This is a genomic window from Haloprofundus sp. MHR1, assembly GCF_005155585.1.
Taxonomy (GTDB): domain Archaea; phylum Halobacteriota; class Halobacteria; order Halobacteriales; family Haloferacaceae; genus Haloprofundus; species Haloprofundus halophilus.
On the sequence record NZ_CP039833.1, the window covers coordinates 2,316,516 to 2,343,217 of the forward strand.

Sequence of the window (26,702 nt, forward strand, 5' to 3'; positions counted from 1 at the left end):
GGGTGCTACTCACTCCTCGGTCACCGGTTCGAGGTTCGTCGACCCGCACTCCGGGCACTGCTCGTGATGCGCGTGAAACCGCGCGTCGCACTCCTGACACCGGTACGCTGCGTTTTCGTCGGCCGTCGTCTGCACGGTCCGTTTGAACTGCTCGACCTGTCGCCCTAACTCGTTGAAAATGCCCATGGGTCCTCTCCGCAGAGGCGGCCGGGACGGATAAGCGTTTGTTGGACTGCTAATCGGGGCACTCGGACGGACATCGGGAGTCGGTTCGAACGAAGTTGCCGGACCAACCCGTCCATCGCGCCGAGCAGAACGTCGCGTTTATCGGTCAATCGCCGTCGGTTCCGCCGGTCTCCGACGCGGACGTTTTTGCCTGACTGGACTGTACCCGGTACTATGTCGGACCAATACAGTCAGCACGGTCGGCCGCTCCACGCGTGCCAGGAGTGTTCGGTCGTGTACGCACGGTATCAGGCTCCCGAAGAGTGTCGGGTCTGTGGTAACGACTCGTTTGTGGAGGTACAAGTCAAAGGGTACAGCTCTTAGCGCCATCGACCTACGAGCGAACTGGACGCCTCAGTGGTCGAAAAATCGGCATCTGTGCCGAGTAGGTCTGCCGCCTCAGCCGAGGAAGACGTCGACGACGTCGCCGCTCGACTGGCCTTTGTACAGCTCCGAATAACCGCAGTTCGTACAGGAGACGACCGTGAACTGCCGGTTCTGTACGTCGAAGAACTTCGAGAACCCGCTGCCGGTCGTCGAGATCGAGTCCGTGGTCGCTTCGTCGTGGCCGCATTTCTCGCAGCCATTGTGGGTCTGTGCGCTGGATGGGCTGTGGTCGGAGACCATATCTGCCGTCTCTCGTGACAGGATAAATATCTTCTCGGCGGTGTGAGGGACGCGCCGACCGACGCTCCGCGCTCAGTTTTCGCCGTTCCGGTCGAGTTCGCTCACGAGTTCGTCGGCGACACCCGTGTACCCGGCGGGCGAGAGCGAGCGTAGCTCCTCGCGAACCTCGGGAGAGACGTCGAGGTCGTCGAACAGCGCGCGGAACTCCTCGATGGTCACGTCGCGGCCGCGGGTGAGTTCCTTGACGCGCTCGTACGCCTCGGTGTCGCCCTCACGCCGCAGGATGGTTTGGACCGCCTCGCCGATGATCTCGGGCGTCGCCTCCAGTTCCTCGCGCATCACGCGCTCGTTCGGGACGACCTTTTCCAACCCCACGGCGGTCTTTCCGTAGCCGATGAGACAGTGCGCGAACGCCGCGCCGATGTTCCGTTTGACCGTCGAATCCGAGAGGTCGCGCTGGAGGCGCGATGTCGTGACGTAATCGGCGAGGAACGTCAGATCGGAGTTGGCTTTCGAGAGGTTGCCCTCGCTGTTCTCGAAGTCGATGGGGTTCACCTTGTGCGGCATCGTCGACGACCCCGTCTCGCCCTCGACGGTTCGCTGGCCGAGGTAGCGGTCCGAGACGTAGAGCCAGATATCGCGGTCCAAATCGAGGAGGACGTTGTTCGCGCCGCGGAGCGCGTCGAAGAGCGCGGAGAGGTCGTCGCAGGGGTTGACCTGCGTCGTCAGCGCGGTGTGTCGGAGTCCGAGCGACTCGACGAACGACTCGGAGAACGCTCGCCAGTCCACGTCCGGGTAGGCGGCGACGTGGGCGGCGTAGGTGCCCGACGCTCCCGCCAGTTTCCCCGAGAGCGCCTCGCTCGCCTCCCGAATCCGGCCCATCTGCCGGCCGAGGCGGGCGGCGACGACGGCCATCTCCTTGCCGAACGTCGTCGGCGTCGCGGGTTGTCCGTGCGTCCGCGCGAGCATCGGCGTCGCGCGGTGCTCTCGCGCCAGCGACGCGAGTTCGTCGCGCACGTCGGCCAGCGCCGGAAGCAACACGTCCTCGACGGCGGGTTCGACGAGCAAGCGCTGCGCGAGGTTGTTCACGTCCTCGCTCGTGAGGCCGAAGTGAATCCACGGGTGGAGTCGTTCGGCGTCGTCGACGGTCGCCGATTCGCCGAGACGAACCCGCAGGAAGTACTCCACGGCCTTCACGTCGTGGTTCGTCGCCGAGTACTCCTCGGTGCCCTCGGTTTCGAGGCGCTTGACGAGGCGCGCGTCGTCGCCGTCGAACGACTCGTAGCAGTCGCGGACTGCGGCGCGTTCCTCCTCGCCGAGCGTCAGCGGCGTCGCCTCGAGGTCGGCGAGCGCGACGAGATACTCGGCTTCGACGCGGACGCGAGCGCGCATCAGCGCCGACTCGCTGGCGTAGGGGACCAGCGGCGTCGTTCGGCGCGCGTACCGCCCGTCGACCGGCGAGACGGCCGACAGCGGGTCGTTCCGGGAGAGGTCTGTCATGCTCGGGTGTGCCCGCGGACGCGGCAAAAGCGTGTCGATGGGTGTAACCCACTTCTGTGCATACAGTGTCGGTTCGATAGCTCGAACGACGGCAATATGATGCACGTATTTGGATATGCGGGCTCGACAGACCGCAACTGTTTTTCCCACGGCGGTGGGCGTCTCTCGTATGCTACGGATTGCGGGTCTGGCGAGCAACCGCGGACGGAACCTCCGACACATCGCCGACGCAGCGCCCGGCGGGGCCGGGTTGAGCGTCGTGCTGTCGAACCACGACGACGCGCCCGTTCTCGACGCGGCCGCCGAACGCGGCGTCCCGACCCAGAGCGTCGAACGCGAGGAGGGCGAATCCCGCGAGTCCCACGAGCGACGCGTCCTCGACGCGCTCGACGGCTACGAGTTCGACCTCGTCTGCCTCGACGGCTACATGCGCGTGCTCACGAACGAGTTCCTCGACGCCGCGCCGACGACGCTGAACGTCCATCCCTCCCTGCTCCCCGCGTTCCCCGGTAACGACGCCCACGAGCAGGTTCTGGAGTCTGGTGTCCGAACGACCGGCTGTACGGTCCACGTCGTCACCGAGGAGGTCGACGCCGGCCCCATCGTCACCCAGGAGGCCGTCCCCGTCTTCGATGACGACGACGAGGCGTCGCTGAAAGAGCGCGTGCTCTACGACGCCGAGTTCGCCGCCTATCCCCGGGCAGTCCGCTTGTTCGCCGAGGACCGCGTGACCGTCGATTCCGAGTCGGGTCGCGTCTCCGTCGAGGGCGACGAGGGCGGCGACCTTCCGTCTCGACGGGTCGTCTCCGAGCGCCGCGGCGACACGCTGCGTTACGGCGAGAATCCGCACCAGGACGCCGCCGTCTACGTCGACGACGCCTGCGAGGAGGCGAACGTCGTGAGCGCCCCGCAGTTGAACGAGGGCGCGAAGGCGCTGTCGTACAACAACTACAACGACGCCGACGGCGCGCTCGACCTCGTCAAGGAGTTCGAGGAACCCGCCGCGGCGGTCATCAAGCACACCAACCCCGCGGGCTGTGCGACCGCCGAGACGCTCTCGGAGGCGTACGAGCGCGCGCTCTCGACGGACCCGATGAGCGCCTTCGGGGGCATCGTCGCGCTCAACCGCGAGTGCGACGCCGAGACGGCCGAACTCGTCGTCGACTCGTTCAAGGAGGTCGTCGTCGCGCCGGGCTACACCGACGACGCGCTCTCGGTGCTGACCGAGAAGAAGAACCTCCGCGTACTCGATGTCGGCGAACTCGGCGACATCTCCGAACGCTTCACGGAGAAACCCATCGTCGGCGGGCGGCTCGTCCAGGAACGCGACCTCTGGAGTCCGACCGTCGACGACCTCGAAATCGTCACCGAGCGCGAACCGACCGACGAGCAACTGGAGACGATGCTGTTCGCGTGGAAGGTGCTGAAGCACGTCAAGTCGAACGGCATCCTCTTCGCCGACGGGACGGAGACGGTCGGCGTCGGGATGGGGCAGGTGAGTCGCGTCGACGCCGTCCGACTGGCGGCGATGAAGGCCGACGAGCACGCGGAGGGCAAATCCGCCGAGGGCGCGGTGATGGCGTCGGACGCGTTCTTCCCGTTCCCCGACGGCATCGAGGAAGCGGCGAAAGCCGGTATCGACGCCGTCATCCAGCCCGGCGGCTCGGTCAACGACGACGACGTCGTCGCGGCCGCCGACGAGCACGACATGGTGATGGTGTTCACCGGTCGGCGGTGTTTCCGTCACGATTAGTGACGGAAACTCGTGACGAGCGAAGCGAAGTCACGGTGCTTCCGGCACGACTGAAAGGAGTGCCGGAAGTTCGAGAGGCGAGCGTCAGCGAGTCTCTCGGTATTTCAGACACGACTGAGCGTCAGCGAAGGACTGTCTGAAACTCGTCGAGGAGCGAAGCGACGGCGTTTCCGTCACGACTGAAAGGAGTGCCGGAAGTTCGAGAGGCGAGCGTAGGCGACGCCGAACGTCCACTCACCGAGAGATTCGCGTGAGTAGATTTATCACGGTGTCGTGAGACGTGCTACCATGCACGTTGCGTTTCTGGTCGTCGGTGCGGCGTTTCTCGTTATCGGGACGTACATGGGCGTCAGTGGAGACACCGGTTCGACGCCCGTGTGGCTCGCGCTCGGCGTCGTCTTTCTGACGCTCGGCGTGGTGCTGGACACCGACCGAAACGCGCGTCGAGAAGGTGAACGACTCCGGCCCGAGTGACGACCGGGGTGGAGTCGTGGGAACGACGGTCAGTTGTCGTCGTTTCGGAGGCTATCGTTCGGGAAGCACTCGCCGAGCGAGTGCAGCAGGTCTATCGTCTGTTTCTTGGTCTCGGCGTCGATGTCGAGCGTCTCCACGTCGTTGAGCGCCTGACGGAGCAGGGGAAGGCTCAGTCGCTGGTCGAGGTGGACGACCGGTAGGTAGAGGTCCTCGAACGACTCCGGCGGGATGCCCGAAGTCGACAGCAGGAAGTAATCGTCGAGATCCGCGAGGTCGTCGGTCGCGAAGTCGTCATCCGAGAGCGACCGGTTCGGCGCGTCCTGCGTCGCACCGCGAATCGTCGGTTCGTGCAGCGTGTACTCTGTCACACCGAAATACACCGCAGCCAGAATGATAGTCGTTGGGGCAGGTTCGGTCGAGAACGGCGAGTTGACACCTCTACGTCTCGTCGTCCGACTGCGTATCCGAATCAGCCTCCGTATCCCGAGACTCGTCGACTTCGTCTTCGTCGACGTCTTCGTGTCTGTCGACGTCCTCGCGCTCGTCCGCCTCCGTCTCCGCCGGGTCGGCGGCGTCTACGTCCGTCGTCGACTCGTCGTCCGCCGACTCGACGTTCACTAACTCGCTGTCCGCCGATTCGCTGTCCGCCGATTCGCCGTCCGTCGTCTCGGCGAGGCTCTCGGCGTCGCCGCCGAACTTCGACTTGAACGTCTTTCTGGCGACGTAGACGCCACCGACGGCGGCCCCTCCGGCGACGACCGCACCCGGAACGCCGTACTTTTTGTAGCCGTACTTCGCCGCCTTTCGACCGACAGTAACGGTTCCGAGCATCTCGTCTGTACGATGTCGGTCCAGCAACAACCGATGTAGGCTTGTTCCTTCAGGCCGTTTTTATCCGACCGGTCCTCCTCGCCGACCGGCGAGTCCACCCAGTAGTCCGATAGGCCTAAGCGGAGTCGCAGACTCACCCGTTGCATGAACTACTCCGAGGCGGCGAACTTTCTCTTCGACCTCCGCCGCTTTCAGGTGAAACCGGGGACCGAGTCGGTTCGCGCGCTGCTGGCTCACCTCGGGGACCCCCACGAGCACGTCCGGTTCGTCCAGGTCGCGGGGTCGAACGGAAAGGGCAGCACCGCGCGGATGGTCGAGTCGACACTCCGCGAAGCCGGGTGCAACGTCGGTCTCTACACCTCGCCGCACTTCGACAGCCTCCGCGAACGCGTCCGCGTCGACGGGCGGAAGATGCCCGAATCCGCGCTCTGTGCGTTCGTCGAGGAGGCCAAGCCGTACCTCGTCGACCGCGCGGCGGCGGGCGAACCGCTCACCTTCTTCGAGGCGGTGACGGCGCTCGGCCTCTGGTACTTCGGCCGCAGCGACGTCGACGTCGCCGTGCTCGAAGTGGGGATGGGCGGCGAACTCGACGCGACGAGCGTCGTCGACCCCGTCGCCAGCGCCGTCACGAACGTCACGCTCGAACACACGGCCGTGCTCGGCGACACTATCGAGGAGATCGCGACGACGAAAGCCCACGTCGCCCCCGCCGACCGACCGCTCGTCACCGCCGCGACGGGCGAAGCGCTGGACGCCGTCCGCGCGCAGGCCGGCGAGGTCGTCACCGTCGCGGATGCGAACGACGCCGACGCCCCCGAGAACCCCGACTTCCGCGTGAGCTACAAGGGCCGCGTCAACCACACCGAGTCTGTCGTCGCCGTCTCGGCGGAATCGGAGTCGGTCTCGGACGCGCTCGCAGTCGAGGCCCGCTTGCCGATGCTCGGCGCGTATCAGGCGAAGAACGCGGGCGTCGCCGTCGCGCTCGCCCGACAGGTCGCCGACGAGGTCGGCGTCGAGCTCGATACCGACACCATCGCCCGCGGCCTCCGAAACGCCCACTGGCCGGGCCGGTTCGAGGTGATGCAGCGAGAGCCGATGGTCGTCCTCGACGGCGCGCACAACCCGGGCGCGTTCGAGGTTCTCGCGGCCGTGCTCTCGGAGTTCGACTACGACGACCTCCACCTGGTGTTCGGCGCGATGCACGACAAGGACCACCGCGAGATGGCTGCCGCCCTGCCGACGCCCGACTCCGTGACGACGTGTCGACCGAACCTCAGCCGAGCGGAGGACCCCGAGATTCTCGCACGCGTTTTCGAGCGGGCGGGCGTCGAAACCGTCGACAGCGTCGACTCGGTCTCCGACGCGCTGTCTAACGCCCTCGACCGGGCCGGTTCAGACGACTGCGTGCTCCTCACCGGTTCGCTGTTCTGCGTCGCCGAGGCGCGGCGGCGGTGGACGCGACTGGGGATACCCAAGGAGGTCACCTCTCGGGCCGAGGCGCGGACGACGCTGGAGCGAGCGGGCGCGACGCCCGAGGCGGTCGACGCCGGCGGCGACGATATCGCCCACCGCGTCGTGAAGACCCAGGTCGAGAGCCGACAGGCGCAGGCGCTCGAAATCGAAATGGCGCGTCTCGACGGACAGTGCGTCGTCGCCGGCCTCGACAGCGACGGCGAGCTCCACGACGTCGTCCTCTCGGGGACGCTCGCGCAGTTCGGGCGACTGCTCGACGCGCTCGACGGTCACCCGTACGGTCTCTCGGAAGTCGGCGCCGACCTCCGCGAGCGTCTCGAACTCGACGAGGGCGGAGTGGCCGACGAATCGGGCTATCCGTGGACCGACAGCGCGTCGGTGATGGGCATCCTGAACGTGACGCCGGATTCGTTCCACGACGGCGGCGAGTTCTTCGACGCCGACGACGCAATCGACAGAGCGCGGGCGATGGTCGACGCCGGCGCGGAGATTATCGACGTCGGCGGCGAGAGCACCCGCCCCGGCGCGGACCCGGTGTCGGTCGAAGACGAGATTCGGCGCGTCGTCCCGGTCATCGAGGCCATCTCCGAACTCGACGTGGCCATCTCCGTCGACACGCGGCGAGCCGAAGTCGGCCGCGCGGCGCTCGACGCGGGCGCGGACGTACTCAACGACGTGACCGGCCTCGAAGACCCGGAGATGCGATTCCTCGCCGCCGAGCGCGAGGTACCGGTCATCGTCATGCACAGCATCGACGCGCCGGTCGTGCCGGGCAAGGAGATCGATTACGACGACGTGGTCGAAGACGTCATCGAGGAACTGAACGAGCGCATCCTCTTGGCCGAGAAAGCGGGCATCCCGCGAGAGCGCGTCATCGTCGACCCCGGTCTCGGCTTCGGGAAGTCGAAGCCCGAGAACTTCGAACTCCTCTCGCGACTCTCCGAGTTCGAGGCGCTGGGCTGTCCGATTCTCGTCGGCCACTCCCACAAGTCGATGTTCGAACTCGTCGGGCAGAAAGCCGGAAATAACCTCGAAGCGACCATCGCCGGGACCGCGCTGGCCGTCGACCGCGGCGCAGATATCGTCCGCGTCCACGACGTGCCCGAGAACGTCGCGGCCGTGCGGGTCGCGGAGGCGACGAAGGATCCGAGTCGGTTCGAGTAGAACACTGACTCTTCGATGGCGCGCGGCCGCGAACGCCTCGGGCGTGAGCAACCGCGCGAGGGAGGGGTCGGCGTTTATGCCGACGCCGAGGCTGGGAGTTGTCAAAACGCGTTTCGTTCTGGCAGCTCGGCGAACTTTGTTCGCCGGTGGATTGAGGCGGTGGCGGTGCGGTCTCTCGGTGCGCTCGGTAGTCGCGTTCGACTTTCCCGGTAGTCGCGTGCGACTCTCCCGCTAAACTGCGTTTCACTCCAAAATCACGTAGCGGTCTGTAGCCCCGGCAGAAACTATCTGAACTGCAGTCGAGACGACGAACAGTACGGAAATCCCGCTGCCTCGCTTCCTCAGTTGCCAACGCCCTCTACTCGCCAGTCGCGTAGGTCACCTTCTCGCCTTCGGTCCAGTGTGAGAGCGTCGCCCGCGTCGGTGGGTGGTCCTCGTACCGAACGCGGAGCAGTGCGGTGTAGACGAACGCGACATCTCCCGGCTCCAGTTCCTCGATACAACTGTAGACTCGAACGGTCCGGTCGGACCCCACTTCGACGCCCAGTATCCCCGGTTCGAAGTCCTGTACGTTGCCGCTGCCAGTGTGACGGAACCCGACCAGCAGTTCAGTCTCGAAGTCGGTTTCGTTCACCCACTGGTCGTCCTCGTCGGTGAACTGTTCGTCAGCGAGGCGGTCGATACCGTCACGTGAGGTGACGAGGACGACCCCCTCGTCGTCGAGTGCGTCCACGTCGCGCTGTTCGTACGGGCGTTCGTTTTCGAGAGTTAGGTCGGGACAGTTCCGCTCGGGTCCGAAGATACTATCCCCGAGACAACCCGTGAGGAGCGTCGACACACCGACGCTGATTGTGGAGAGGGCTTCGCGACGTTTCACATTGAAATGTTATTTTTCGAGTATTTCAACGCTTCCCCGTTCCTGTACACTCACTCCTCGCGTGCCGAAACCGACAAGCACCCACCGCCGAGAACAGAACCCAGACAGCCCACCATGTACGAAGCGGTCCACGCGTACCCAGACGGCGACAGCACCCCCTCGCGGTTCGCCCGCACGGCGGCCCACTACGGCTTCGAGGGCGTCGTCGTCCGGTCGCAGGGCGCACCCGACCTCGACGCCTGCGAGCGTTCGAGCGACCGCTACAACGTCGACGTCGTCGACGCCGTCGAAGTCGTCGCCGCGACCCCCGAACAAGCCAGCGGCGCGGTCGGAAACTTCCGACCCAAAACGACGCTCCTCGTCCTCCGCGGCGGCGACGACAAACTGAATCGCTTCGCAACAGAACAAGAGCGAATCGACGTGCTGTCGCGGCCGATGTCCGGCGGCGACTTCAACCACGTGTTGGCGAAGTCGGCGAAGCGAAACGGCGTCCGCGTCGAGTTCGATTTTCGCCGAGTGTTGCGCGCCGACGGCGGCCAGCGCGTGCAGGCGCTCAAATCGATGCGGAAACTCCGCGAACTCGTCGAGTACTACGACGTGCCGTTCGTCGTCAGCGCGAATCCGTCCTCGCACCTCCAACTGCGCGCGCCGCGCGAACTCGTCGCCGTCGGCGAGCGCGTGGGGTTCACGGCCGACCAGGTGAAAGCCGGCCTCTGCGAGTGGGGCCGCCTCGCCGCCCGAAACCGCGAGCGAACGTCCGAGTCGTTCATAGCCCCGGGGGTCAAACGGGGCAGGTATGAAGAAGACTGTTGAGGAACACGCCGCCCGCTTCTCGGAGATCGCCGCCGACTACGACGAGAGCCAGGACTCCGACGAGTACAGAGCCTGCGCGTCGCTCGTCGTCGACCACGCCGACCCCGGCCCCGACGACGTGGTGCTCGACCTCGGAACAGGGACCGGAGCCATCGCGCTCGCGCTCGCCCCAAAGGCGAAACGAGTCGTCGGACGCGACATCAGCGAGGGGATGATGAAACAGGCGGAGAAGAAAGCCGAGGAACAGGGGATAGCGAACGTCGAGTTCGGGCGCGGCTCGTTCCGCGAACCCGACTACGACGGCGAGGTAGACGTGGTCGTCTCCAACTTCGCCATGCACCACCTCTCCGACGATGAGAAGCGCGAGGCCATCGAGGTCGTCGCCGACCTCGGCCCGCGGAAGTTCGTCCTCGGCGATGTGATGTTCTTCGGCGAACCCGACCCCGAGGAGCCGTTCTACAGCCCCGAGGTCGACGACCCGTCGACGGTCGGCCACCTCGTCGACTGTCTCACCGGCGCCGGGTTCGCGCTGACGGCCGTCGAACGCGTCCACGACCAGGTCGGCGTGCTCGTCGCCGAGCGGTTCGGCGGCGACGACGAGAGCAGCGGTGGCGACGATGACAGCAGCGGCGGCGATGCCGAAACCGACGAGTAATCGTCGATGAAGCACCTGCCGAAACACCTCCGACCGCGCTGGCGCTACCTCGCGGTCGGTATCGAGACGTGGCCCGACGCCGAGTTCGGTCGCGGCGACTTCCAGCGCGAACTCTGGTACGCCGCCCAGAACCTGTTGGGCGACGCCGGGAGCGCGGACGCCGACCTCACGGTGTACAGCTTCGAACTCGGCGACGGCGTCGGCGAGGTCGTCGTCCGCGTCCGGCGCGGCCACGTCGACGACGCGCGCGCGGCGCTCGCCTGCCTGAGCGTCGTCGACGGCGACGAAATCGGGGTGCGAGTCCGCGGCGTCTCCGGCACCGTGCGCGCCTGTGAAGAAAGCTATTTACGCGGCGCGGCCGCATCTTCCGAGAAGAGACAGGTCGTGTTCGAGGGTTCCGAGCGGCCGGCGGTCGCACGCGACGACGTACGCTGCATCCGCCTGCCCTCGGGCGTTCTCGGCGCGACGGAACTCGATTTCGAGTGATACCTATGCAGGGACAAGCGCAACAGCAGGCGTACGACCGCGGCATCACCATCTTCTCGCCCGACGGCCGTCTGTACCAGGTCGAGTACGCGCGTGAAGCAGTCAAGCGAGGCACGGCGAGCATCGGCGTCCGAACCGCCGACGGCGTCGTGCTGGCGGCGGACAAGCGCAGCCGCTCGCCGCTGATGGAGCCGTCGAGCGTCGAGAAACTCCACAAGGCCGACGAACACGTCGGCATCGCCTCGGCGGGCCACGTCGCCGACGCGCGCCAACTCATCGACTTCGCCCGGCAGCGCGCGCAGGTCAACCGCCTCCGCTACGGCGAGGCCATCGGCATCGAGTCGCTGACGAAGGAAGTCACCGACCACATCCAGCAGTACACGCAGGTCGGCGGCGCGCGGCCGTTCGGCGTCGCGCTCATCGTCGGCGGCATCGAGAACGGCGAACCGCGCCTGTTCGAGACCGACCCCTCGGGGACGCCGTACGAGTGGAAGGCGCTCTCGGTCGGTGCGAACCGCGCGGACATCCGCGACTACCTCGAAGAGAACTACACCGAGGACGCCGACTTGGAGGGCGGTATCGGTCTCGCGCTGTCGGCGCTCGCGGAGTCGAACGACGAAGGACTCGAACCCGAGGGCGTCGGCCTCGCCACCATCGACGTGGAGTCCGAGCAGTACACCGAGCACTCCGCCGACGAAATCGAGTCGTACCTCTCCGAGCACGACCTGACGCCGAGCGACGACGAGGAAGCCGAGTAAGGCGAGTAACCGACATCCCGACTCTCGCGGCGAACCGAAACTGAAGTCGACGGTTGGGACCCTTCTCCGGTATGCAGTACGAGGTCCGAGCGACGCTGCCAACCGTCAAGGCGTATCTATCGCTCCGCGAGGCCGCCGGGATGAGCCCGCGCTCCCGGGAGGGTGCCGAGCGCGGCCTGCCGAACACGCTGTTCGCGGCGACCGCGTTCGCCGTGGACGGGGACGGAACCGAGACGCCCGTCGGGATGGGTCGGGTCGTCGGTGACGGGGGAACCGTCTACCAGATAGTGGACATGGCCGTTCATCCTGACCACCAGGGCGCGGGCCTCGGGACGAAGATACTGGACGAACTCCTCGCGTTCCTCGACGAGGACGCCCCGCCGAACGCGTACGTGAACCTCGTCGCCGACGTGGACGGCTTCTACGAGCGCTTCGGCTTCGAGGAGACCAGGCCGGCGTCGAAGGCGATGTATCTCAGCACCGAGTAGCGGCGGGAAAAGCGGGACTGCGGGACGAGCGAGCGCTCAGTACTCGTCGTACGCGAGGTTCATTAGCCACTGCGAGAACGCGTCGCTTTTGGGGTCGATCTCCTCCTCGCCGATGTACGGCGAGAGCATGTCGCCGGCCATGAGCAGCGAGAAGTCGAGGTCCCGCGCCGCCGGTTCGAGGAAGTACGTGTTGTGTCCGTCGTAAACCGTCTCCGAGCGCTTGATGAGACCCGTATCCGCGAGTCGTTCCGCGATGCGGCTCCCTTTCCGAGAGCCGATATCGAGTTGCTTCCAGAAGTCGCTCTGGTGGATGCCCCGCGTCTCGCGGATGAGTTCGAGTCCGCGGCGCTCGTCCGCCGTGAGGTCGGCTTCGAGGTCCGGGGCGCTCACGCGAACACCTCCGTCTGTGGCGTGCGCAGGTTCATACTGGATACACGTCCCGCGACCCGCTTAAATGTGGCTTTCGACCCGAACGTAGTCGGTTTCGCAGGGCGGCCCGTCGGCGAACCGATAGCTCGCGCCCTCGTCGCCGATGGCGACGAGCGAGGAGGAGCGCGTCCCGAACCCACCGTCGGGCGAGCCCGACGAGCCGTCCGAGCGTTGCTCGGAGATACCCCCGTGAATGCACACACCGTACTCGTGGTCGCCGAGCGCCGTCGCCGCCCGGTCGTGCCACGCCTCCGAAGATTCGCCCGGCTCGGGCTGTAGCGCCTCTCGGAGCCGGCGGGCGTTCTCGGCCTGCCGCTCGCCGACTTCGGAGCGGACCGACGGAATCGTGAAAGTGTCGTCGGCGCCGACGTTGACGACGACGTGGACGCCGGGGTCGAACTGCGAGACGCGGAGGCGACCGTCCCACTCGAAGAGAACTGCCGCAGTTGCGTCCGCGACGACGAGGTTGAACCCGTCGTAGCTCCGCTCGTCGAGTTCGCGTTCGACGAGACGGGCGGCGTCTTCGGCGGACTCCTGTCGGAGCGCGTCGCGGACGAGCAGTCCGCGGGAGCGGTCCGCGGCGGGGTCGGCGTCTATCCAGCGGTTCGTGATGCCGACGAACAGGCCGTGTTCGTTGTAGCCGACCCACGTCCCGCCCGCCTCGGCGTCTCGGGGGGCGACGATAGCCGGGTCGTCCTCGATGCGCGCCGGGGGTTCGGAGGGGCGTCCGAACGCTTCGTCGCGGTTGGCCGCGACGACGACGGGCGCGTCGGGAAACACCTGCCACGCGAGAGTGAGTGTACACACGAGAGAGTGTAGGATACCGCGCGGCATAAACTCCGTTGCGGACGTTTCGACGAGTGAGAACCGCGAAAGAGGCACGGGTGGCGGTGAGCGCTCACGTGGCTGGCAGGCTGGATGACGTTCGCTGGTGTTGCGCGTCACGCGACGGGGCTGAAGCGTCGCGTACGAGGCTCACCGACAGTTGTAGTGTTTACTCGGTAGAGAATAAATGTTTTGGTGGTCAGGCTCCTAGCCCGAGTATGAAAGCGATAGCGGTGTACGAGGGGGCCGAGAAACCGGGCGTCGTCGACGTTCCGAAACCGGAGCCGTCGACGGGCGAGGCGCTCGTCCGAACGCTTCGCGTGGGCGTCGACGGCACCGACCACGAGGTGCTGAGCGGGGGTCACGGCGGGTTCCCCGAGGGCGAGGAGTTCCTCGTGCTCGGCCACGAGGCCGTCGGCGTCGTCGAGGACCCCAACGGCACCGACCTCGAACGCGGCGAGGTCGTCGTGCCGACGGTTCGCCGCCCGCCGAACGGACCCAACGACTACTTCGAACGGGGCGAACCCGATATGGCTCCCGCGGGCGAGTACCACGAGCGCGGCATCGACGGCGCGCACGGCTTCATGGCGGAGTACTTCACGAGCCCCGAGGAGTATCTCGTGCCCATCCCCGAGGAGCTCGCGTCGGTCGGCTTCCTCGTCGAACCGGTCTCCATCTCCGAGAAAGCCATCGAACACGCCTACGCGTCGCGTTCCGCGTTCGAGTGGAGCCCCGAATCGGCGCTCGTGCTCGGCAACGGCAGCCTCGGCCTGCTGACGCTGGCGATGCTCGGCTTCGAGTACGGCTACGACGCCGACCGCCTCTACTGTCTGGGCCGCCGCGACCGCCCCGACCCGACTATCGACGTTATCGAGGAGCTCGGCGCGACGTACGTCGACTCCCGGGAGACGCCGGTCGACGAGATTCCCGAGGTACACGAACCGATGGACTTCGTCTACGAGGCGACCGGATTCCCGAAACACGTCTTCCAGTCGGTCCACGCACTCGCGCCGAACGGCGTGGCGGCGCTTCTGGGCGTGCCCAGCGACTGGGAGTTCGAGGTCGACGGCGGCGCGTTCCACAGCGAGCTCGTCCTCCACAACAAGGCGCTCGTCGGCAGCGTCAACTCCCACGTCGGACACTTCGAGGCGGCGACGGAGTCGTTGGCGTCGATGCCGGCGTGGCTCTTGGACTCGCTCGTCACCGGAATCTACGGCCTCGACGAGTTCGAACGAGCGTTCGACGACGACGACACCACTATAAAAACCGCCGTGCAATTCAGTACGTATGAAGAACGTCGATGACCTCATCTCCAGTGCGGCGGAGTTGGCAGAACGCGGCCTCTCGAAGGGCGAGATCGCCGACGAACTGAACGTCTCCCGCGAGACGGCGAGCTGGCTCGTCGAGCGCAGCGGCGCGACGAGTTCCGAACCCGAGGCGACGAGCGCCTCCCCCTCCGGCGGCACCGGGCCCGACGACATCCACATCGACTGGAGCACCGTCGGCCGCGACAGCGCCCGCCTCAGCTACATGGCGTGGACGATGGCCGACCTGCTCGGGAAAGAGGGCGACGACGTCGACCTCACTATCGGCATCGAGAAAGCCGGCGCACCGCTGGCGACGGTGGTCGCCCGCGAACTCGACACCGACCTCGGCACCTTCGCTCCCGCGAAACACCAGTGGGAGGAAGGCGACATCGAGGAACTCGGCGGTAGTTTCTCGCGGAACTTCGCGCAGATCCGCGACCGCAGCTGCTACGTCGTCGACGACATCATCACGAGCGGCACGACGATGCGCCAGACCATCGAAGCCGTCCACGACCACGGAGGGACCGTCGAGGCTGCCGTCGTCGTCGTCGACAAACAGGGTATCGAGGAGATAGACGGCGTTCCGGTCTACTCGCTCATCAACGTCGTCAGCGTCGGCGAGGAGTGAGTACGCTGCCGCCAGAGAAAGTCGCGCTCGCCGAGGCGTTCGACTCGTTCGACGAGCAGTGGTCCCCGCGCGTCGCCGCCGAACTGAACGGGCAGGAGGTGAAACTCGCCAAAGTCGAAGGCGAGTTCGTCTGGCACAGCCACGACGACGCCGACGAACTGTTCTTCGTCGTCTCGGGCGAACTCCGTATCGAGTTCCGTGACGAGGAGGCCGTTCTGCTCGAGTCGGGCGAACTACTCGTCGTGCCGGCCGGCGTCGAACACCGACCCGTCGCCGACGCGGAAGCCGAGATACTGCTCTTCGAACCGGCGGCGACCAGAAACACCGGTGACAGGGAGGACGAGTTGACGCAGACCGAGACGACGTACCTCGATTGAACGTCGGCGTCGTGTCGAGCAACACGGAGGTTGCGACACCACAGATGGGCGAACAGGCGGCCTATCCGATATCGAGTCGTCCCCGCGAGCGGGTGGCCGCACACCCGCGAACCGCCCGCGGTCGATAGTCACGACACGCGAGCAGGTGGTCCCGTCCTCGTATTTGAAGCTTCGCGCCGCTCGGAGTCGCGGCCCGCGCCAGCGGTAGGTCGTCGCTCCCCGCGAGCGTGAACGACCCTTCTACCGCAACGGGGCGCAACCCCTATCTGTCGGGGTGTCGTACCGATTCGCATGACGTTCCAACCGGGAAGCGACCTCAGCGCCGACGAGGTTCGAGAGCGAGTCGACGAGACCATCGCGGAGAACGACGTCGTGCTGTTCATGAAGGGGAACCGCCTGATGCCGCAGTGCGGCTACTCGATGCGAGCGGTCGAACTCATCAGCCAGCACCGCGAGGAGTTCGAGACGGTGGACGTGCTGCCGGCGCTCGACCAGTACCGCGCCGCCCTGTCGGAACACAGCGGGTGGGAGACGATTCCCCAGACGTACGTTGACGGCGAGTTCGTCGGTGGGAGCGACATTCTGGCCGAACTCGACGAGCGCGGCGAACTCGAAGCGACGCTCGGCTCGTCGTAGTTTATTTCCAAACAGTAATCTTGGATAGAAGGGCAGCCCCTATATCCCCACAGCCCCTAAAGGACACGCGTACCGGCATTTGCGCGTACAGCGCAGTACCAACCCATCCCCCATCAGAAGCACAAGAAAATGTCAGGCCGCGTATATAGACTTCACTCGACGCTCGAACTGCCACTCGAAGATGTAGAGGATTACTTCGACGGTAATCCCGACCTCCCGACGGAGGTCGCCGACATCGACATCACACGACGAAACAACACCCTCATCATCAAAGCGATCTCCGACGACGAGAGCCTGAGCAAGTACACGCCGACGGCGCAGCTCAAGGCGAGCGTCACGGAGACGCGCGTGTACGAAGAGGAACCGCCGCGCGCCGGCGGCCCGCAGTGGGCCCAGGACGAGGAGGAGGAGATTCCCTCCGAACTCGTCGAGTTCGCCTGTTTCAAGGGCGACCGCGAGACGGTGCTACAGAACACGGCGCTACAGTTCCCGATGTTTCAGGTGTTGTGCGAGATAGCGAAACTCGCCGAGAAAGGGACGCTCACGGCGATAACGGAGGAAGACGGCGACCTCCGCGCGACCCGCATCGTCGAAGGCGACGTTCGCCCGGCGAGCGTCGAGGTGGTCGAGAACCCACAGCAGAACAGTTCGGGCGGCAACGGCATCAACTGGCGCGACAACAAGTTCATCAACTGAACGGCACGCGCGGCGGTTTCTCCGACAGACCGGGTCCGGACGAGCGGTTACGCGGCCTTTCGACACGTTCGATGCGGTGGATGCACACGACACGCTCGAGGGGCCGAGTGTGCGATTCGAACACACGCCGACGCACGCGTTGCGACGAGCCATAAGACACTTTACTCCGGTAATTATATCTCATTACGAGATGCCCGAAGGCTTCCCAGAGTACGTCGACGTAGACTACACCGACGGTGAGGGTGAGACCGCCGAGGACTATCCGAGCATCCAGCACAAGATAGAGAAAGCCATCGAGGTGACGAAAACCGGCCTCGAAGCGTACGAGAACCCCGCGGTGATGTGGACCGGCGGGAAGGACTCGACGCTGACGCTGTACTTCGTCAACGAGGTCGCAGAGCGCTACGACCTCGAAAAACCGCCCGCGGTGTTCATCGACCACTACCAGCACTTCGACGACCTGTTCGACTTCGTCGAGCGCTGGGCCGACGAGTGGGACCTCGATGTGAAGTACGCTCGCAACACCGACGTCGGCGACTACGTCGACGAACACGGGCTGACTCCCGGTGACGACATCCCGATTTCGGAGCTCTCCGAACACAACCAGCACCACGTCCGGAACATCCTCGAGTACGAGGAGGACACGTTCCCGTTCCTGCTCGACACGTACGTCGGCAACCACCTCCTGAAGACCGTCGCGCTGAACGACGCCCTCGAATCCGAGGACATCGACGGCATCATCTCCGGCATCCGCTGGGACGAACAGGAAGCCCGCGCCGACGAGACGTTCTTCTCGCCGCGTCACGACCCGGAGATCTACCCGCCGCACGACCGCATTCAACCGATTCTCCAGTTCGACGAGGCCGACGTCTGGGAGGCGTTCTGGCACTTCGTCGTGCCCGAGAGCGTCGACGAGTACCCCGACGAAGGGTACGTCCCGCAGGACTACGACGACCTGCCGAACGGCCTCACCCACGAGGACATCCCGGTGTCGCCGAAGTACTTCGAGGGCTTCCGCTCGCTGGGCAGCGAGGTCTCCACCGACAAGACCGAGTCCACGCCCGCCTGGCTGCAGGACCTCGACAACACGACCGAACGCGCCGGCCGCGCCCAGGACAAAGAGGACCTGATGGAGCGCCTGCGCGACCTCGGTTACATGTGAAGACCGGCCGAAACGCCGCCGAGACACCGCCGAACGATCTTTGAATCTCCTTTCCGAAGCGGCTCTCACCGCCGATGTGACCCCCGTTCTCGGGGACGACCGCAGAAAATGACCGCTTAGTACGTTCGTCGTGACCGCTCGCACCCGATAGAGACAGTGCGACGCACTGACAGCGGAAACAACCATTATTCCGTATAACGACAGGGAGTGTATGGCTAACTTCCCCGAGTATCTCGACGTAGACTACGAAGCCGGGACCTCCCAGACCGCCGCCGACTACCCCTCCCTCGGCGACAAGGTCGAGAAGGCCGCCGAACTCACCGCGCAGGCGCTCGACGAGTACCGCAACCCGGCGGTGATGTGGACCGGTGGAAAGGACTCGACGCTCGTTCTCTACGTCGTGATGGAGGTCGCCCGCGAGAACGGGTACGACGTGCCGCCGGTGGTCTTCATCGACCACTTCGAGCACTTCCCCGAGGTGACCGCGTTCGTCGACCGCTGGGTCGACGAGTGGGACCTCGAACTCGTCGTCGCGCGCAACGAGGAGTTCGCCCGCCTCGGCGCAGAACCCGGCGACGAGTTCGTCGTGAGCGAACTCAGCGAAGCGACACAGCGGGAACTCGCCCGCTTGGAGTACGAGGACGAGACGCTCGTCCTCGACGCCGACACGTTCGTCGGCAACCACCTCCTGAAGACCGTCGCGCTGAACGAGACCCTTACGGAGTACGGATTCGACGGCATCTTCTCGGGCGTCCGCTGGGACGAACAGGAGTCCCGCGCCGGCGAGACGTTCTTCAGCCCGCGCCACGACTCCGAGAAGTACCCGCCGCACGACCGCATCCACACCATCCTCCAGTTCGACGAGGGCGACGTCTGGGAGGCGTTCTGGCAGTTCGTCGTCCCCGACACCGTCGAGGGCTACCCGGCAGGACACGTCCCGGGGTCGCGCGAGGGCCTGCCCGAGGGCCTGACTGCCGAGGACCTCCCCGTCTCGCCGAAGTACTTCGAGGGCTTCCGCTCGCTCGGCACCGAGTCGGGGTCGGCGAAGTCCGACGAACGCCCGGCGTGGATGCAGGATTTGGACGGAACGACCGAACGAGAGGGCCGCGCACAGGACAAAGAGAACATCATGGGGCGATTGCGCGACCTCGGCTACATGTGAAACCCGAGAGCCAGTAAACCGCGGACCACGATACCGAACTCCCGTCACGACACCGAATCTCGTTACGAATCGAACTCCCGTCTCGAATCGAACTCCCGTCTCGAATCGAACTCCCGTCTCGAATCGAACTCCCGCCACGAGTCGAACTCCGGAATCCACGGTCTCCCCTCCGACGCGGTTCGCACCTCTCGTGGACGGACGACCGCCAATCCGTCGTTTGCGCGTACATTCATCGGCTTCTCGCCAGAGTGCTTAGTCGCTCCAGAGAGTACCGACCGTATGGACGCGGAAGACGACCGCCGCGAGATGCCGGACTGCGTCTCCGAGGCCGAAATTCCGACCAGCGACATCGTCGAGGTGATTCGCCGCGCGCCGCAACCGGTCGTCAACACGGGGTATCTCGCCGAGCGATTCGGCGTACCTCCTGAGGCGATGTATCAGCGACTCGAATCGCTGACCGACGCGGGCGTGCTCGAACACATGGAGGTGCAAGAGCGGGGCCACCTCTGGTGGCAGTCGCTCGAAACCGAACTCGACGAGTACTGACGCGGACGAGGCGCGCGAACCCCGACGACGGGCGACGAGAGCGCCGAATCGTAGCGTGTAAACCCCGTTCGTCACTACTCCGTCCAATGACCGACGACTGGGTGAGCCTCTTTTCGGGCGGTAAAGACTCCTCGTGGGCGCTCTACTTGGCGCTCGAAGACGGGCTGAACGTGAGTCGACTGCTCACCGTCCACCCCGAGGGCGACTCGTACATGTACCACGTCCCCGAGACGCGACTGGCGCGGCTCGCCGCCGAGAGCGTCGGCGTCGAACTCGTCGAAGTCGAACCCGGCTCCTTCGAGGCCGAATTAGCGACTGACTCCGGCGAACAGGGCGACGCCGAACTCGAACCGATGGAGGCGGCGCTCCGAGAACTGCAGGGAGAACTCGATTTGGCGGGTGTCACCGCAGGCGCAGTGGAGAGCGAGTTCCAGACGAACCGGATTCAGCAGATGTGCGACCGACTCGGCATCGACCTCTTTGCACCCTTGTGGCAGGAGAACCCCCGCGAACTCGCCGACGCGATGCTCGACGCCGGATTCGAGATTCGCATCGTTCAGGTCGCCGCCCACGGCCTCGACGAGTCGTGGCTGGGGCGAACGCTCGACGCCGACGCCATCGCGGAGTTAGCGGAGCTCAACGAGGAGTACGGCGTGCACATCCTCGGCGAGGGCGGCGAGTTCGAGACGCTGGTGACCGACGGACCGCACATGTCGAAACCCATCGAGTTAGAGTACGAGACGGAGTGGGAGGGGACACGTGGACGGATTCGGGTGACCGACGCTCGACTCGGGGAGCGGTAAGCAGCGAGTTCGTTCCGCGAGCGACCGAAGGAGCGAGCGGGCCGAGGAGCGAACGGAGCGAAGCGGAGTGAACGACGAGTGCTTTTGGTGCAGCTTTTGCCGAGGGCCGCCGGAGGCGGTCCGCAGCGCAAAAGGTGCGAGTACGAGACGGAGTGGGACGGGATGCGAGGACGGATTCGGGTGACCGACGCTCGACTCGGGGAGCGGTGAGGAGACGACTGCGGAGGAATCAGAGCGGACAGAGATACAAAAAGCAGACTACGCGGGTGGTTTCGTCACTCCTCGCCGACCAGTTTCGAGTGCTCGCCGACGAGCGTCTCGGTCAACTGCAGCCCCTCGATGTGCGTCTCTATGTCGGTGATCGTATCGCGGAGCGTCGAGTCGTGGACCGTCGCGCCGTCGAAGACGACAGCGCGTTCGAGCGTCGAATCGCGGACCTCGGCTCCGGGCAGTACCTGGACGTTCTCGCCGAGTTCGGAGTTCTCGACCGTCGCGTCGTCGTGGACGAAGTTGTCGCCGCCGAGTTTCCACGCGACGGCTTCGAGGTAGCTCTCGGGCGTCCCGATGTCGTACCAGGCCTCGTCGAAACTGAACGCGTACACCGGTTCGCGCGTCTGGAGCCACTGGAGGAACCAGCCGGGTTCGTCGGGGTTGTTGTCCGATTCGAGATACTCGTCGAGTTTCGGCAGCGTCTCGGCGGGGAACGCGTAGCAGGCGATGGAGACGAGCGTGCTCTTGGGATCGTCGGGCTTCTCCTGGAACTCGACGACCTGGTCGCCGTCGAGTTGGACGAGACCGTACGACTTCGCGCGCTCGCGCGAGCCGACGTCGTAGGCGGCCAGAATCGGTGACTTCTTCTCCTCGAAGAAGTCGACGAACTCCGCGGCGTCGAAACTGATGAGGTTGTCGCCGGCGACGACGACCAGGTCCTCCTCGACGCCTTCGCGTTCGACCAACTCCGCGAGCGCGCCGACGACGCCGAACTTCTCGTCCTCGGCTCTGGTCTCCTCGACCGAGAGCGTCGGTTTCTCGAACTCCGACTCGGCGAGGTGCGCTTCGAACTCGTCGGCGAAGTACTCGTTCGTACTCACGAACACCTCCGAGATTCGGTCGTCGGCTTCGAGGTCGGCAAATATCGTATCGATGACCGTCGACTCCCCCACCGGGAGGAACATTTTCGGGCGGTGCTTCGTAATCGGCCAAAGTCGCGTGGCGTAGCCTCCAGCAAGGACGACTGCTTTCATAGACAGGTAATCAATGCCAGCCGTGATGACTGTTTTGCTCGAATCGACGGCCTACAAAAGGAATTTGGCCGTTCGGCCGTACTCGAAGCTATGAACGAAACCGAGACCACCCGCCAGCGAATCGCCGACGCGCTGAGAGACGAACCGCTGACCGCGAGCGGTCTCTCGACGCGGGTGGACGCGCCTCGGTCGGTCGTCTACGACCACCTCCGACACGTCGCCCAGTCGCTCGACGACACCGACGAACGGTTTCTCGTCGCGCCGCCGGAGTGCCGAAACTGCGGGTTCTCGAACTTCGACGACCCCGTGAACTACCCCTCGCGGTGTCCCGACTGCCGGAGCGAGAGCATCGAGGAGGCGGTGTTCAAAATCGAATAGCGCCTATCAGAAATTAGCAATCCATCGGTTATGGTACTCTAAGAACGATGTGTCGAGCTTATGCGACGCTGAGACGGTCAAGGAGCGACCGTCGACCGCCGAGTCGTAAGCATGAGACATCCGCAGTGTCTCCGGGTCAACTTCGATAACCCCGTAATCGAAATCAGCGTGATGATTCGGGCAAAGGACGAGGAGGTTTTCTGCGGCGTCTGGGCCATTGTGATGCCCGCCAAGCGGTTGCAAATGGTGGCCTTCGGCGTACGGTTCATCGGGACTCCGTCTGCGTTGTTGTCCGCAAACCTGGCACGAGAAGTCATAGAGTTCCTTCAACCGACGAACGCGAGTGGTGTTTCTGATGACTCTACACCTCGTCACTTCGGTTCGGTCCGGTTGTGGAAGGTCGGCAACCGATTCAACTTCATCGACTACTTCGACGCCTTCGGACTCGCGTTGAAGAAGGAACTGGAACACGCTGCGTTCATTAGGATTGAGCGGACCATATTCGTAGTTCACAACCTCGACCAGACCCTGATATTCCCATTCAGAAACGGAGGCCTCTCTGTGAAAGAAGAAAATCGGTAGCGGCCTCTCGATGGAATTCACCAATGCCTTGTTACCGTGTGTCAGTTTTTGGTCCCCTGATTTTCCGTCTCCGATATAGAGAAACTGTCCGGGCCGAACATCGTCGCTGTAGGGTCCGTCTTCGTCGGAAAAGACGCGGAGATAGCGTTGATTCTCCTCATCGTAGCAGATTTCAATGCCACGACCGGTCATCCCCCGGTCAAAGCGCTCCTTGAGAGTGGATGGAGCGAGTTGCTCACCGACGTCGAGTTCAAGTTCGCTTAGTTTCACAGCGAAGTGAAACCCGACAAACAGTGAAAATAGTACCTGTTACTGATGTGGACTACGCGCTCTCGGCTTCCACACCCAACTCGTCGAGCAGCGTCGTCGCCGCCGCGTGCGAGGACTCCGGTCCCCGGGCGGTAACGAGGTCGCCGTCGACGGTGACGCTGGTGTCGGCGTCGAGTTCGGCGTCCCAGTTCGCACCGGCGCCCTTGACCTCGTCTTCGACCCAGTACGGCAGTTTCCGGCCGTCGGGCATCACGTCGTTCTCGTCGACGATGTCTTCTTCCCACTCGTTGGGGAAGCCGGTCACGTCGCGCTCGTTGACGACGTACTTCCCCTCCTCGGTGTGCGTGAAGCCGAGGAGACCGACGGCGTGACAGACGACGAGCGCCTTCCCCTCGTCGCCGTCGACGGCGTCGCGGAGAATCGTTCTCGCGTGTCTGTCCTGGTTGATGTCCCAGACGGTACCGTGCCCGCCGGGGAAGACGACGGCGTCGTAGTCGGACGCCGACACCGTCGCGATCGGTTCGGGGTCGTTGAGTCTGTCGTCGGACTCGTGAACCTCTCGGAGCCGTTCGGACTCCTCCTCGCCGACCGTCTCGGGGTCGAGCGAGCGCTCGTCGACCACCGGCGGCGACCCGCTCGGGGTGGCGACGGTGACGTCGACGCCCGCGTCCGAGAGCGTGGTTAGCGGCTCGATGCACTCTTCGGCCCAGTACCCCTCCTCGCTGACGATAAACAGTGCGGATACCATCGTTCGAAGGGTACGTTCCTGAGCCGCAAAAGCGATGGGGCGAGAGAGGAATCGTCGGCTACCGAAACCGAACGGTCCGAGACGGTGCGTCGAGCGGCCGGACGCGGTCAGTCCGGGGAACTGCCGGAGTACACGCGCGAGCACGGAGGTCTTATGTAGGTGAGGTCGTACCGACTCGGTATGCTCGATACTCGTGGCGTGCTGGCGATTCTCGTCAGCGTGGCGTTTCTCACCGGGATGGTCTCCTACCGACGCGGACGGGAGGTCGAAGCGTTCTTCCTGCTCGGCGGTGGGTTCGCGCTGGCGGCGTTCTGGGGCCTCATGGGGATGGCGCTGTCGCGGACCGGTCCCACGCAGGTACCCGGAGATATCTACCTGGCGATGTCGGGGTCGGCGGTAGTAATGAGTATGTACTTTTTCATCGAAGGTCGCTCGACGCTCCGAGACCGCTGAATTCGGGTTTTTCGACCCCGAACACTCGTTACATGTGAGCTAACTACACACTGAACTCTGGTGAGAATACCATCAAATATAAGTATGGGATACGTCAACGTGGTGCTGCATGTCTGACGATTCGATGAACGGTAGCCGTCGGCGGTTCCTCAAAGCCTCCGGTGCGGGCGCTGTGGCCCTCACTCTCGCCGGTTGCAGTGACGGTGGCAACGGCGGAGACGACCAGGGTACTGACGGGAACTCCTCCGAGACCGACGACACCCCCGAAAAGAACACGACGAACCCCGACGAGATTACTCGCGGTGGAACGTTCACGGTCGGGATGGACCAGCAGCCGAAAGGAATCAACCCGCTCTCGACCTCCTCGGCGTACTCCTGGAGCATCCTCGACTTCGTCTACTGCTGGGGGACGACTATCGACCCGGTCAACTTCAACGTCAACCCGAGCGCGTACACGGAGTGGACCGTCGAGAACGCCAGCGGCGACGACGCCGAACCCGACGTGTACTTCAACGTCCGCGACGGCCTCACCTTCAGCGACGGCGAGGACCTGACCGTCGAGGACGTCATTTTCACGTACAACTACCTGATGGAGAAGAAGCCGGGGCGCTACGTCTCGACGGTCGAGCCCATCCAGGCGGTCGAGGAGGCCGACAACGACTGGGACGTCCACATGAAGCTCGCCCAGCCCATCGGCACCTACGACTCGACGCAGCTGCAGGTTCCGCTGCTGCCGAAACACGTCTGGGAAGAGGTCGACGACTACCAGGCCTACCAGCCGCAGGAGAACGGCGGCCCCATCGGCGCGGGTCCGGGCGAAATCACGACGTACAGCCCCGACACCGCCATCGAAGTCACGTTCCGCGACGAGGCTCCCCTGCAGAACCTCCAGTGGCTCCAGGACCACGACAACCTGTTGGCGGGCGGTCCGTTCATCGACTCGGTTCGATTCAAGATCTACGGCAGCCAGTCGGCGCTCACGCAGGCGTTCCTCAACGGCGAAATCGACACCGTCTACAGCAGCATCGAGACCTCGAAGGTCGAGCAGGTCGAGGAGACCGACGGCCAGAGCATCGTTCAGGGATACGACACCGGGTACGGCCACTACTCGTTCAACCTCCGCCGGACGCCGCTCGACGACCTCGCGTTCCGTCAGGTGCTCGGCTTCGCCTTCGACGACATCTACTGGACCCAGCAGCTCCAGCGCGGCTACGTTCAGGAGGGCGACTTCGTCATGCCGCCGGGTTACTCCGCGGTGCGTCCGGACGCGGGCGGCGACGGCGAGCTCCTGACCGGCGCGGCTTCGCAGGCGTTCACCTTCCGCGGCGTCGACCCGACCAGTTCCGAGGTCGACGTCGAGGGCATCCGCCAGTTCCTCACCGACGGACAGGTTGTCACCGGCGAGGGCGGCACCTACGTCGGCCTCGACTACCCGGGCAGCCTCACCGACGTGAGCGCCGGCCAGAGCGAGGCGAAACACGACTACAGCTTCGGCGAGGTCGAATCCAGCGTCCTGCAGGACGCCGACGCCGAACAGGAGATTCGCGTCAACGGCGAGACCATCACCAGCATGAACGACGGTCCGCTGCAGATGCTCATCTACCCGGCGAAGGACTCGCCGAAGACCGCCCAGATGGTCGAACGCTACGTCTCGAACCTCCGCTCTATCGGTATCCCCATCGAGCGGAAAGTGATGACGTTCAACACGATGCTGAACGCCGTCTACGCCGAGGAGGACTTCGATATCTTCCCGATGTCGTGGAGCAGTCTCTCGCCGTTCGGCGCGAGTTCGCTGTACGGCCTCTTCCACAGCGACAACGCCGACGACCACAGCGAGGAGAACGAAGACGGCGAGACCAACACGGACACGCTGCTCAACAACCCGATGGGCTACGGCCTGTTCGAGGACGCGACGGCCGACGACCTCATCTCGCAGTGCCGCACCGAGATGGACACCGAGAAGCGCAACGACCTGGCAAAGCAGGCCGTCGAGCAGATCTACCTCGACTTCCCGACGATGATCACCTCGTACTCGCAGGTTCAGTGGCCGGTCAACTCCGGCGAGTGGGACGGCTTCGTCGGTAACATCCCGGGCCCGGGCGACAGTTACCTCGGGACGAACATCATGCAGGTCCACCAGAAGGACAACTGAGCCGACGGCGACTGTCGCCGCCGTTCGTCGTTTCTTTCTTTCCCGTTATCGGCCGGAGTAGAGCCCGCTCGAACCTTTTCTTTCCGAGAAAACGTAGTAATCCAACACATTCATAACGACGCTTCCCAATCATGCCACAGAAACGCAAACAGTACGCGTGCTAAGAAAACCGTGACCTCG

Annotated in this window: 32 protein-coding genes; 20 read left to right on the plus strand and 12 right to left on the minus strand. The window is 64.8% G+C overall.

Annotated features, from left to right (window positions below; translation table 11 throughout):
* Positions 1-9 precede the first annotated feature (9 nt).
* The 3 genes from FCF25_RS15670 to purB form a co-directional block, all read right to left on the minus strand.
* Positions 10-186, minus strand: a complete 177-nt coding sequence (locus FCF25_RS15670) for a hypothetical protein (RefSeq protein ID WP_168191245.1) — start codon at positions 184-186, stop codon at positions 10-12.
* A 438-nt stretch (positions 187-624) separates the two neighbouring features.
* Complete coding sequence (locus FCF25_RS11705) at positions 625-852, minus strand: zinc ribbon domain-containing protein (protein WP_137048835.1); 228 nt, start codon at positions 850-852, stop codon at positions 625-627.
* Positions 853-924: 72 nt separating this feature from the next.
* Positions 925-2,352 (minus strand): adenylosuccinate lyase, encoded by a 1,428-nt coding sequence (gene purB / locus FCF25_RS11710; RefSeq protein ID WP_137048836.1) that lies wholly within the window; start codon positions 2,350-2,352, stop codon positions 925-927.
* Positions 2,353-2,521: 169 nt separating this feature from the next.
* On the opposite strand from purB, the gene purH reads away from it, so the two are divergent.
* Complete coding sequence (gene purH / locus FCF25_RS11715) at positions 2,522-4,105, plus strand: bifunctional phosphoribosylaminoimidazolecarboxamide formyltransferase/IMP cyclohydrolase (protein ID WP_137048837.1); 1,584 nt, start codon at positions 2,522-2,524, stop codon at positions 4,103-4,105.
* A gap of 288 nt (positions 4,106-4,393) precedes the next feature.
* The gene (locus FCF25_RS11720) at positions 4,394-4,579 is read left to right on the plus strand and encodes a hypothetical protein (RefSeq protein WP_137048838.1); all 186 of its coding nucleotides are present in this window, start codon (positions 4,394-4,396) and stop codon (positions 4,577-4,579) included.
* 29 nt (positions 4,580-4,608) lie between these two features.
* On the opposite strand, the gene FCF25_RS11725 is transcribed toward FCF25_RS11720, so the two are convergent.
* Complete coding sequence (locus tag FCF25_RS11725) at positions 4,609-4,947, minus strand: hypothetical protein (RefSeq protein WP_254425858.1); 339 nt, start codon at positions 4,945-4,947, stop codon at positions 4,609-4,611.
* Positions 4,948-5,017: 70 nt separating this feature from the next.
* Positions 5,018-5,410 (minus strand): hypothetical protein, encoded by a 393-nt coding sequence (locus FCF25_RS11730; RefSeq protein WP_137048839.1) that lies wholly within the window; start codon positions 5,408-5,410, stop codon positions 5,018-5,020.
* Positions 5,411-5,554: 144 nt separating this feature from the next.
* Here FCF25_RS11730 and folP point away from each other — a divergent pair, with 144 nt between their 5' ends.
* Positions 5,555-8,047: a dihydropteroate synthase gene (gene folP / locus FCF25_RS11735; protein ID WP_137048840.1), complete on the plus strand. Its 2,493-nt coding sequence runs from the start codon at positions 5,555-5,557 to the stop codon at positions 8,045-8,047.
* 358 nt (positions 8,048-8,405) lie between these two features.
* Here folP and FCF25_RS11740 read toward each other — a convergent pair whose 3' ends face one another.
* A complete protein-coding gene (locus tag FCF25_RS11740) occupies positions 8,406-8,924 on the minus strand; it encodes a hypothetical protein (RefSeq protein ID WP_137048841.1) in 519 nt (172 codons plus the stop codon).
* A gap of 114 nt (positions 8,925-9,038) precedes the next feature.
* Between FCF25_RS11740 and FCF25_RS11745 the strand changes: the two genes are divergently transcribed.
* The 5 genes from FCF25_RS11745 to FCF25_RS11765 all read left to right on the plus strand — a co-directional run bounded on the left by FCF25_RS11745 (position 9,039) and on the right by FCF25_RS11765 (position 12,124).
* Positions 9,039-9,737, plus strand: a complete 699-nt coding sequence (locus FCF25_RS11745) for an RNase P subunit p30 family protein (RefSeq protein ID WP_137048842.1) — start codon at positions 9,039-9,041, stop codon at positions 9,735-9,737.
* Positions 9,721-10,392, plus strand: coding sequence for a class I SAM-dependent methyltransferase (locus FCF25_RS11750; RefSeq protein ID WP_137048843.1), 672 nt, complete (start codon positions 9,721-9,723; stop codon positions 10,390-10,392). Before FCF25_RS11745 ends, FCF25_RS11750 begins: the two co-directional genes overlap by 17 nt.
* 6 nt (positions 10,393-10,398) lie before the next feature.
* Positions 10,399-10,878: an Rpp14/Pop5 family protein gene (locus FCF25_RS11755; RefSeq protein WP_117591909.1), complete on the plus strand. Its 480-nt coding sequence runs from the start codon at positions 10,399-10,401 to the stop codon at positions 10,876-10,878.
* Between the two features lie 5 nt (positions 10,879-10,883).
* Complete coding sequence (gene psmA, locus FCF25_RS11760) at positions 10,884-11,636, plus strand: archaeal proteasome endopeptidase complex subunit alpha (protein WP_117591907.1); 753 nt, start codon at positions 10,884-10,886, stop codon at positions 11,634-11,636.
* A gap of 71 nt (positions 11,637-11,707) precedes the next feature.
* Entirely contained in the window at positions 11,708-12,124 is a 417-nt protein-coding gene (locus FCF25_RS11765; RefSeq protein ID WP_137048844.1) for a GNAT family N-acetyltransferase, read from the plus strand.
* Between the two features lie 36 nt (positions 12,125-12,160).
* On the opposite strand, the gene FCF25_RS11770 is transcribed toward FCF25_RS11765, so the two are convergent.
* Together FCF25_RS11770 and FCF25_RS11775 are read right to left on the minus strand one after the other, a co-directional pair.
* Positions 12,161-12,514: a MarR family transcriptional regulator gene (locus FCF25_RS11770; RefSeq protein WP_117591904.1), complete on the minus strand. Its 354-nt coding sequence runs from the start codon at positions 12,512-12,514 to the stop codon at positions 12,161-12,163.
* Positions 12,515-12,574: 60 nt separating this feature from the next.
* Positions 12,575-13,360: an NRDE family protein gene (locus FCF25_RS11775; RefSeq protein ID WP_117591902.1), complete on the minus strand. Its 786-nt coding sequence runs from the start codon at positions 13,358-13,360 to the stop codon at positions 12,575-12,577.
* A 236-nt stretch (positions 13,361-13,596) separates the two neighbouring features.
* Here FCF25_RS11775 and FCF25_RS11780 point away from each other — a divergent pair, with 236 nt between their 5' ends.
* From FCF25_RS11780 to FCF25_RS11810, 7 genes are all read left to right on the plus strand, one after another.
* A complete protein-coding gene (locus FCF25_RS11780; protein WP_117591900.1) occupies positions 13,597-14,682 on the plus strand; it encodes a glucose 1-dehydrogenase in 1,086 nt (361 codons plus the stop codon).
* A complete protein-coding gene (gfcR, locus tag FCF25_RS11785; RefSeq protein WP_117591899.1) occupies positions 14,666-15,313 on the plus strand; it encodes a transcriptional regulator GfcR in 648 nt (215 codons plus the stop codon). Before FCF25_RS11780 ends, gfcR begins: the two co-directional genes overlap by 17 nt.
* A complete protein-coding gene (locus FCF25_RS11790) occupies positions 15,310-15,690 on the plus strand; it encodes a cupin domain-containing protein (protein ID WP_254425859.1) in 381 nt (126 codons plus the stop codon). Before gfcR ends, FCF25_RS11790 begins: the two co-directional genes overlap by 4 nt.
* Before the next feature lie 291 nt (positions 15,691-15,981).
* Positions 15,982-16,326, plus strand: a complete 345-nt coding sequence (locus tag FCF25_RS11795) for a glutaredoxin (protein WP_117591897.1) — start codon at positions 15,982-15,984, stop codon at positions 16,324-16,326.
* A gap of 129 nt (positions 16,327-16,455) precedes the next feature.
* A complete protein-coding gene (locus FCF25_RS11800) occupies positions 16,456-17,022 on the plus strand; it encodes a hypothetical protein (RefSeq protein WP_117591896.1) in 567 nt (188 codons plus the stop codon).
* 190 nt (positions 17,023-17,212) lie between these two features.
* Positions 17,213-18,184: a phosphoadenosine phosphosulfate reductase family protein gene (locus tag FCF25_RS11805; protein WP_117591894.1), complete on the plus strand. Its 972-nt coding sequence runs from the start codon at positions 17,213-17,215 to the stop codon at positions 18,182-18,184.
* 211 nt (positions 18,185-18,395) lie between these two features.
* A complete protein-coding gene (locus FCF25_RS11810; protein WP_137048845.1) occupies positions 18,396-19,346 on the plus strand; it encodes a phosphoadenosine phosphosulfate reductase family protein in 951 nt (316 codons plus the stop codon).
* 62 nt (positions 19,347-19,408) lie between these two features.
* Here the strand turns inward: FCF25_RS11810 and FCF25_RS15675 are convergent, their stop codons facing one another.
* Positions 19,409-19,579, minus strand: coding sequence for a hypothetical protein (locus tag FCF25_RS15675; RefSeq protein WP_168191246.1), 171 nt, complete (start codon positions 19,577-19,579; stop codon positions 19,409-19,411).
* 46 nt (positions 19,580-19,625) lie between these two features.
* Between FCF25_RS15675 and FCF25_RS11815 the strand changes: the two genes are divergently transcribed.
* Both FCF25_RS11815 and FCF25_RS11820 read left to right on the plus strand, forming a co-directional pair.
* A complete protein-coding gene (locus tag FCF25_RS11815; RefSeq protein WP_217353070.1) occupies positions 19,626-19,892 on the plus strand; it encodes a helix-turn-helix domain-containing protein in 267 nt (88 codons plus the stop codon).
* 86 nt (positions 19,893-19,978) lie between these two features.
* The gene (locus FCF25_RS11820; protein ID WP_117591891.1) at positions 19,979-20,695 is read left to right on the plus strand and encodes a diphthine--ammonia ligase; all 717 of its coding nucleotides are present in this window, start codon (positions 19,979-19,981) and stop codon (positions 20,693-20,695) included.
* A 275-nt stretch (positions 20,696-20,970) separates the two neighbouring features.
* On the opposite strand, the gene FCF25_RS11825 is transcribed toward FCF25_RS11820, so the two are convergent.
* Positions 20,971-21,939: a sugar phosphate nucleotidyltransferase gene (locus FCF25_RS11825; RefSeq protein ID WP_137048846.1), complete on the minus strand. Its 969-nt coding sequence runs from the start codon at positions 21,937-21,939 to the stop codon at positions 20,971-20,973.
* Between the two features lie 90 nt (positions 21,940-22,029).
* Here FCF25_RS11825 and FCF25_RS11830 point away from each other — a divergent pair, with 90 nt between their 5' ends.
* On the plus strand, positions 22,030-22,317 hold the full coding sequence (locus FCF25_RS11830) for a transcriptional regulator (RefSeq protein ID WP_117591887.1): 288 nt from the start codon (positions 22,030-22,032) through the stop codon (positions 22,315-22,317).
* 6 nt (positions 22,318-22,323) lie between these two features.
* Here the strand turns inward: FCF25_RS11830 and FCF25_RS11835 are convergent, their stop codons facing one another.
* Together FCF25_RS11835 and FCF25_RS11840 are read right to left on the minus strand one after the other, a co-directional pair.
* Positions 22,324-23,169 carry an HNH endonuclease gene (locus tag FCF25_RS11835; protein ID WP_137048847.1) on the minus strand — a complete coding sequence of 282 codons (846 nt, stop codon included), beginning with the start codon at positions 23,167-23,169 and terminating at the stop codon, positions 22,324-22,326.
* Between the two features lie 52 nt (positions 23,170-23,221).
* On the minus strand, positions 23,222-23,917 hold the full coding sequence (locus FCF25_RS11840) for a type 1 glutamine amidotransferase domain-containing protein (RefSeq protein ID WP_137048848.1): 696 nt from the start codon (positions 23,915-23,917) through the stop codon (positions 23,222-23,224).
* A 180-nt stretch (positions 23,918-24,097) separates the two neighbouring features.
* On the opposite strand from FCF25_RS11840, the gene FCF25_RS11845 reads away from it, so the two are divergent.
* Complete coding sequence (locus tag FCF25_RS11845; RefSeq protein ID WP_137048849.1) at positions 24,098-24,370, plus strand: hypothetical protein; 273 nt, start codon at positions 24,098-24,100, stop codon at positions 24,368-24,370.
* Positions 24,371-24,479: 109 nt separating this feature from the next.
* A complete protein-coding gene (locus FCF25_RS11850) occupies positions 24,480-26,522 on the plus strand; it encodes an ABC transporter substrate-binding protein (RefSeq protein ID WP_117591882.1) in 2,043 nt (680 codons plus the stop codon).
* The last annotated feature ends 180 nt before the right edge of the window (positions 26,523-26,702 follow it).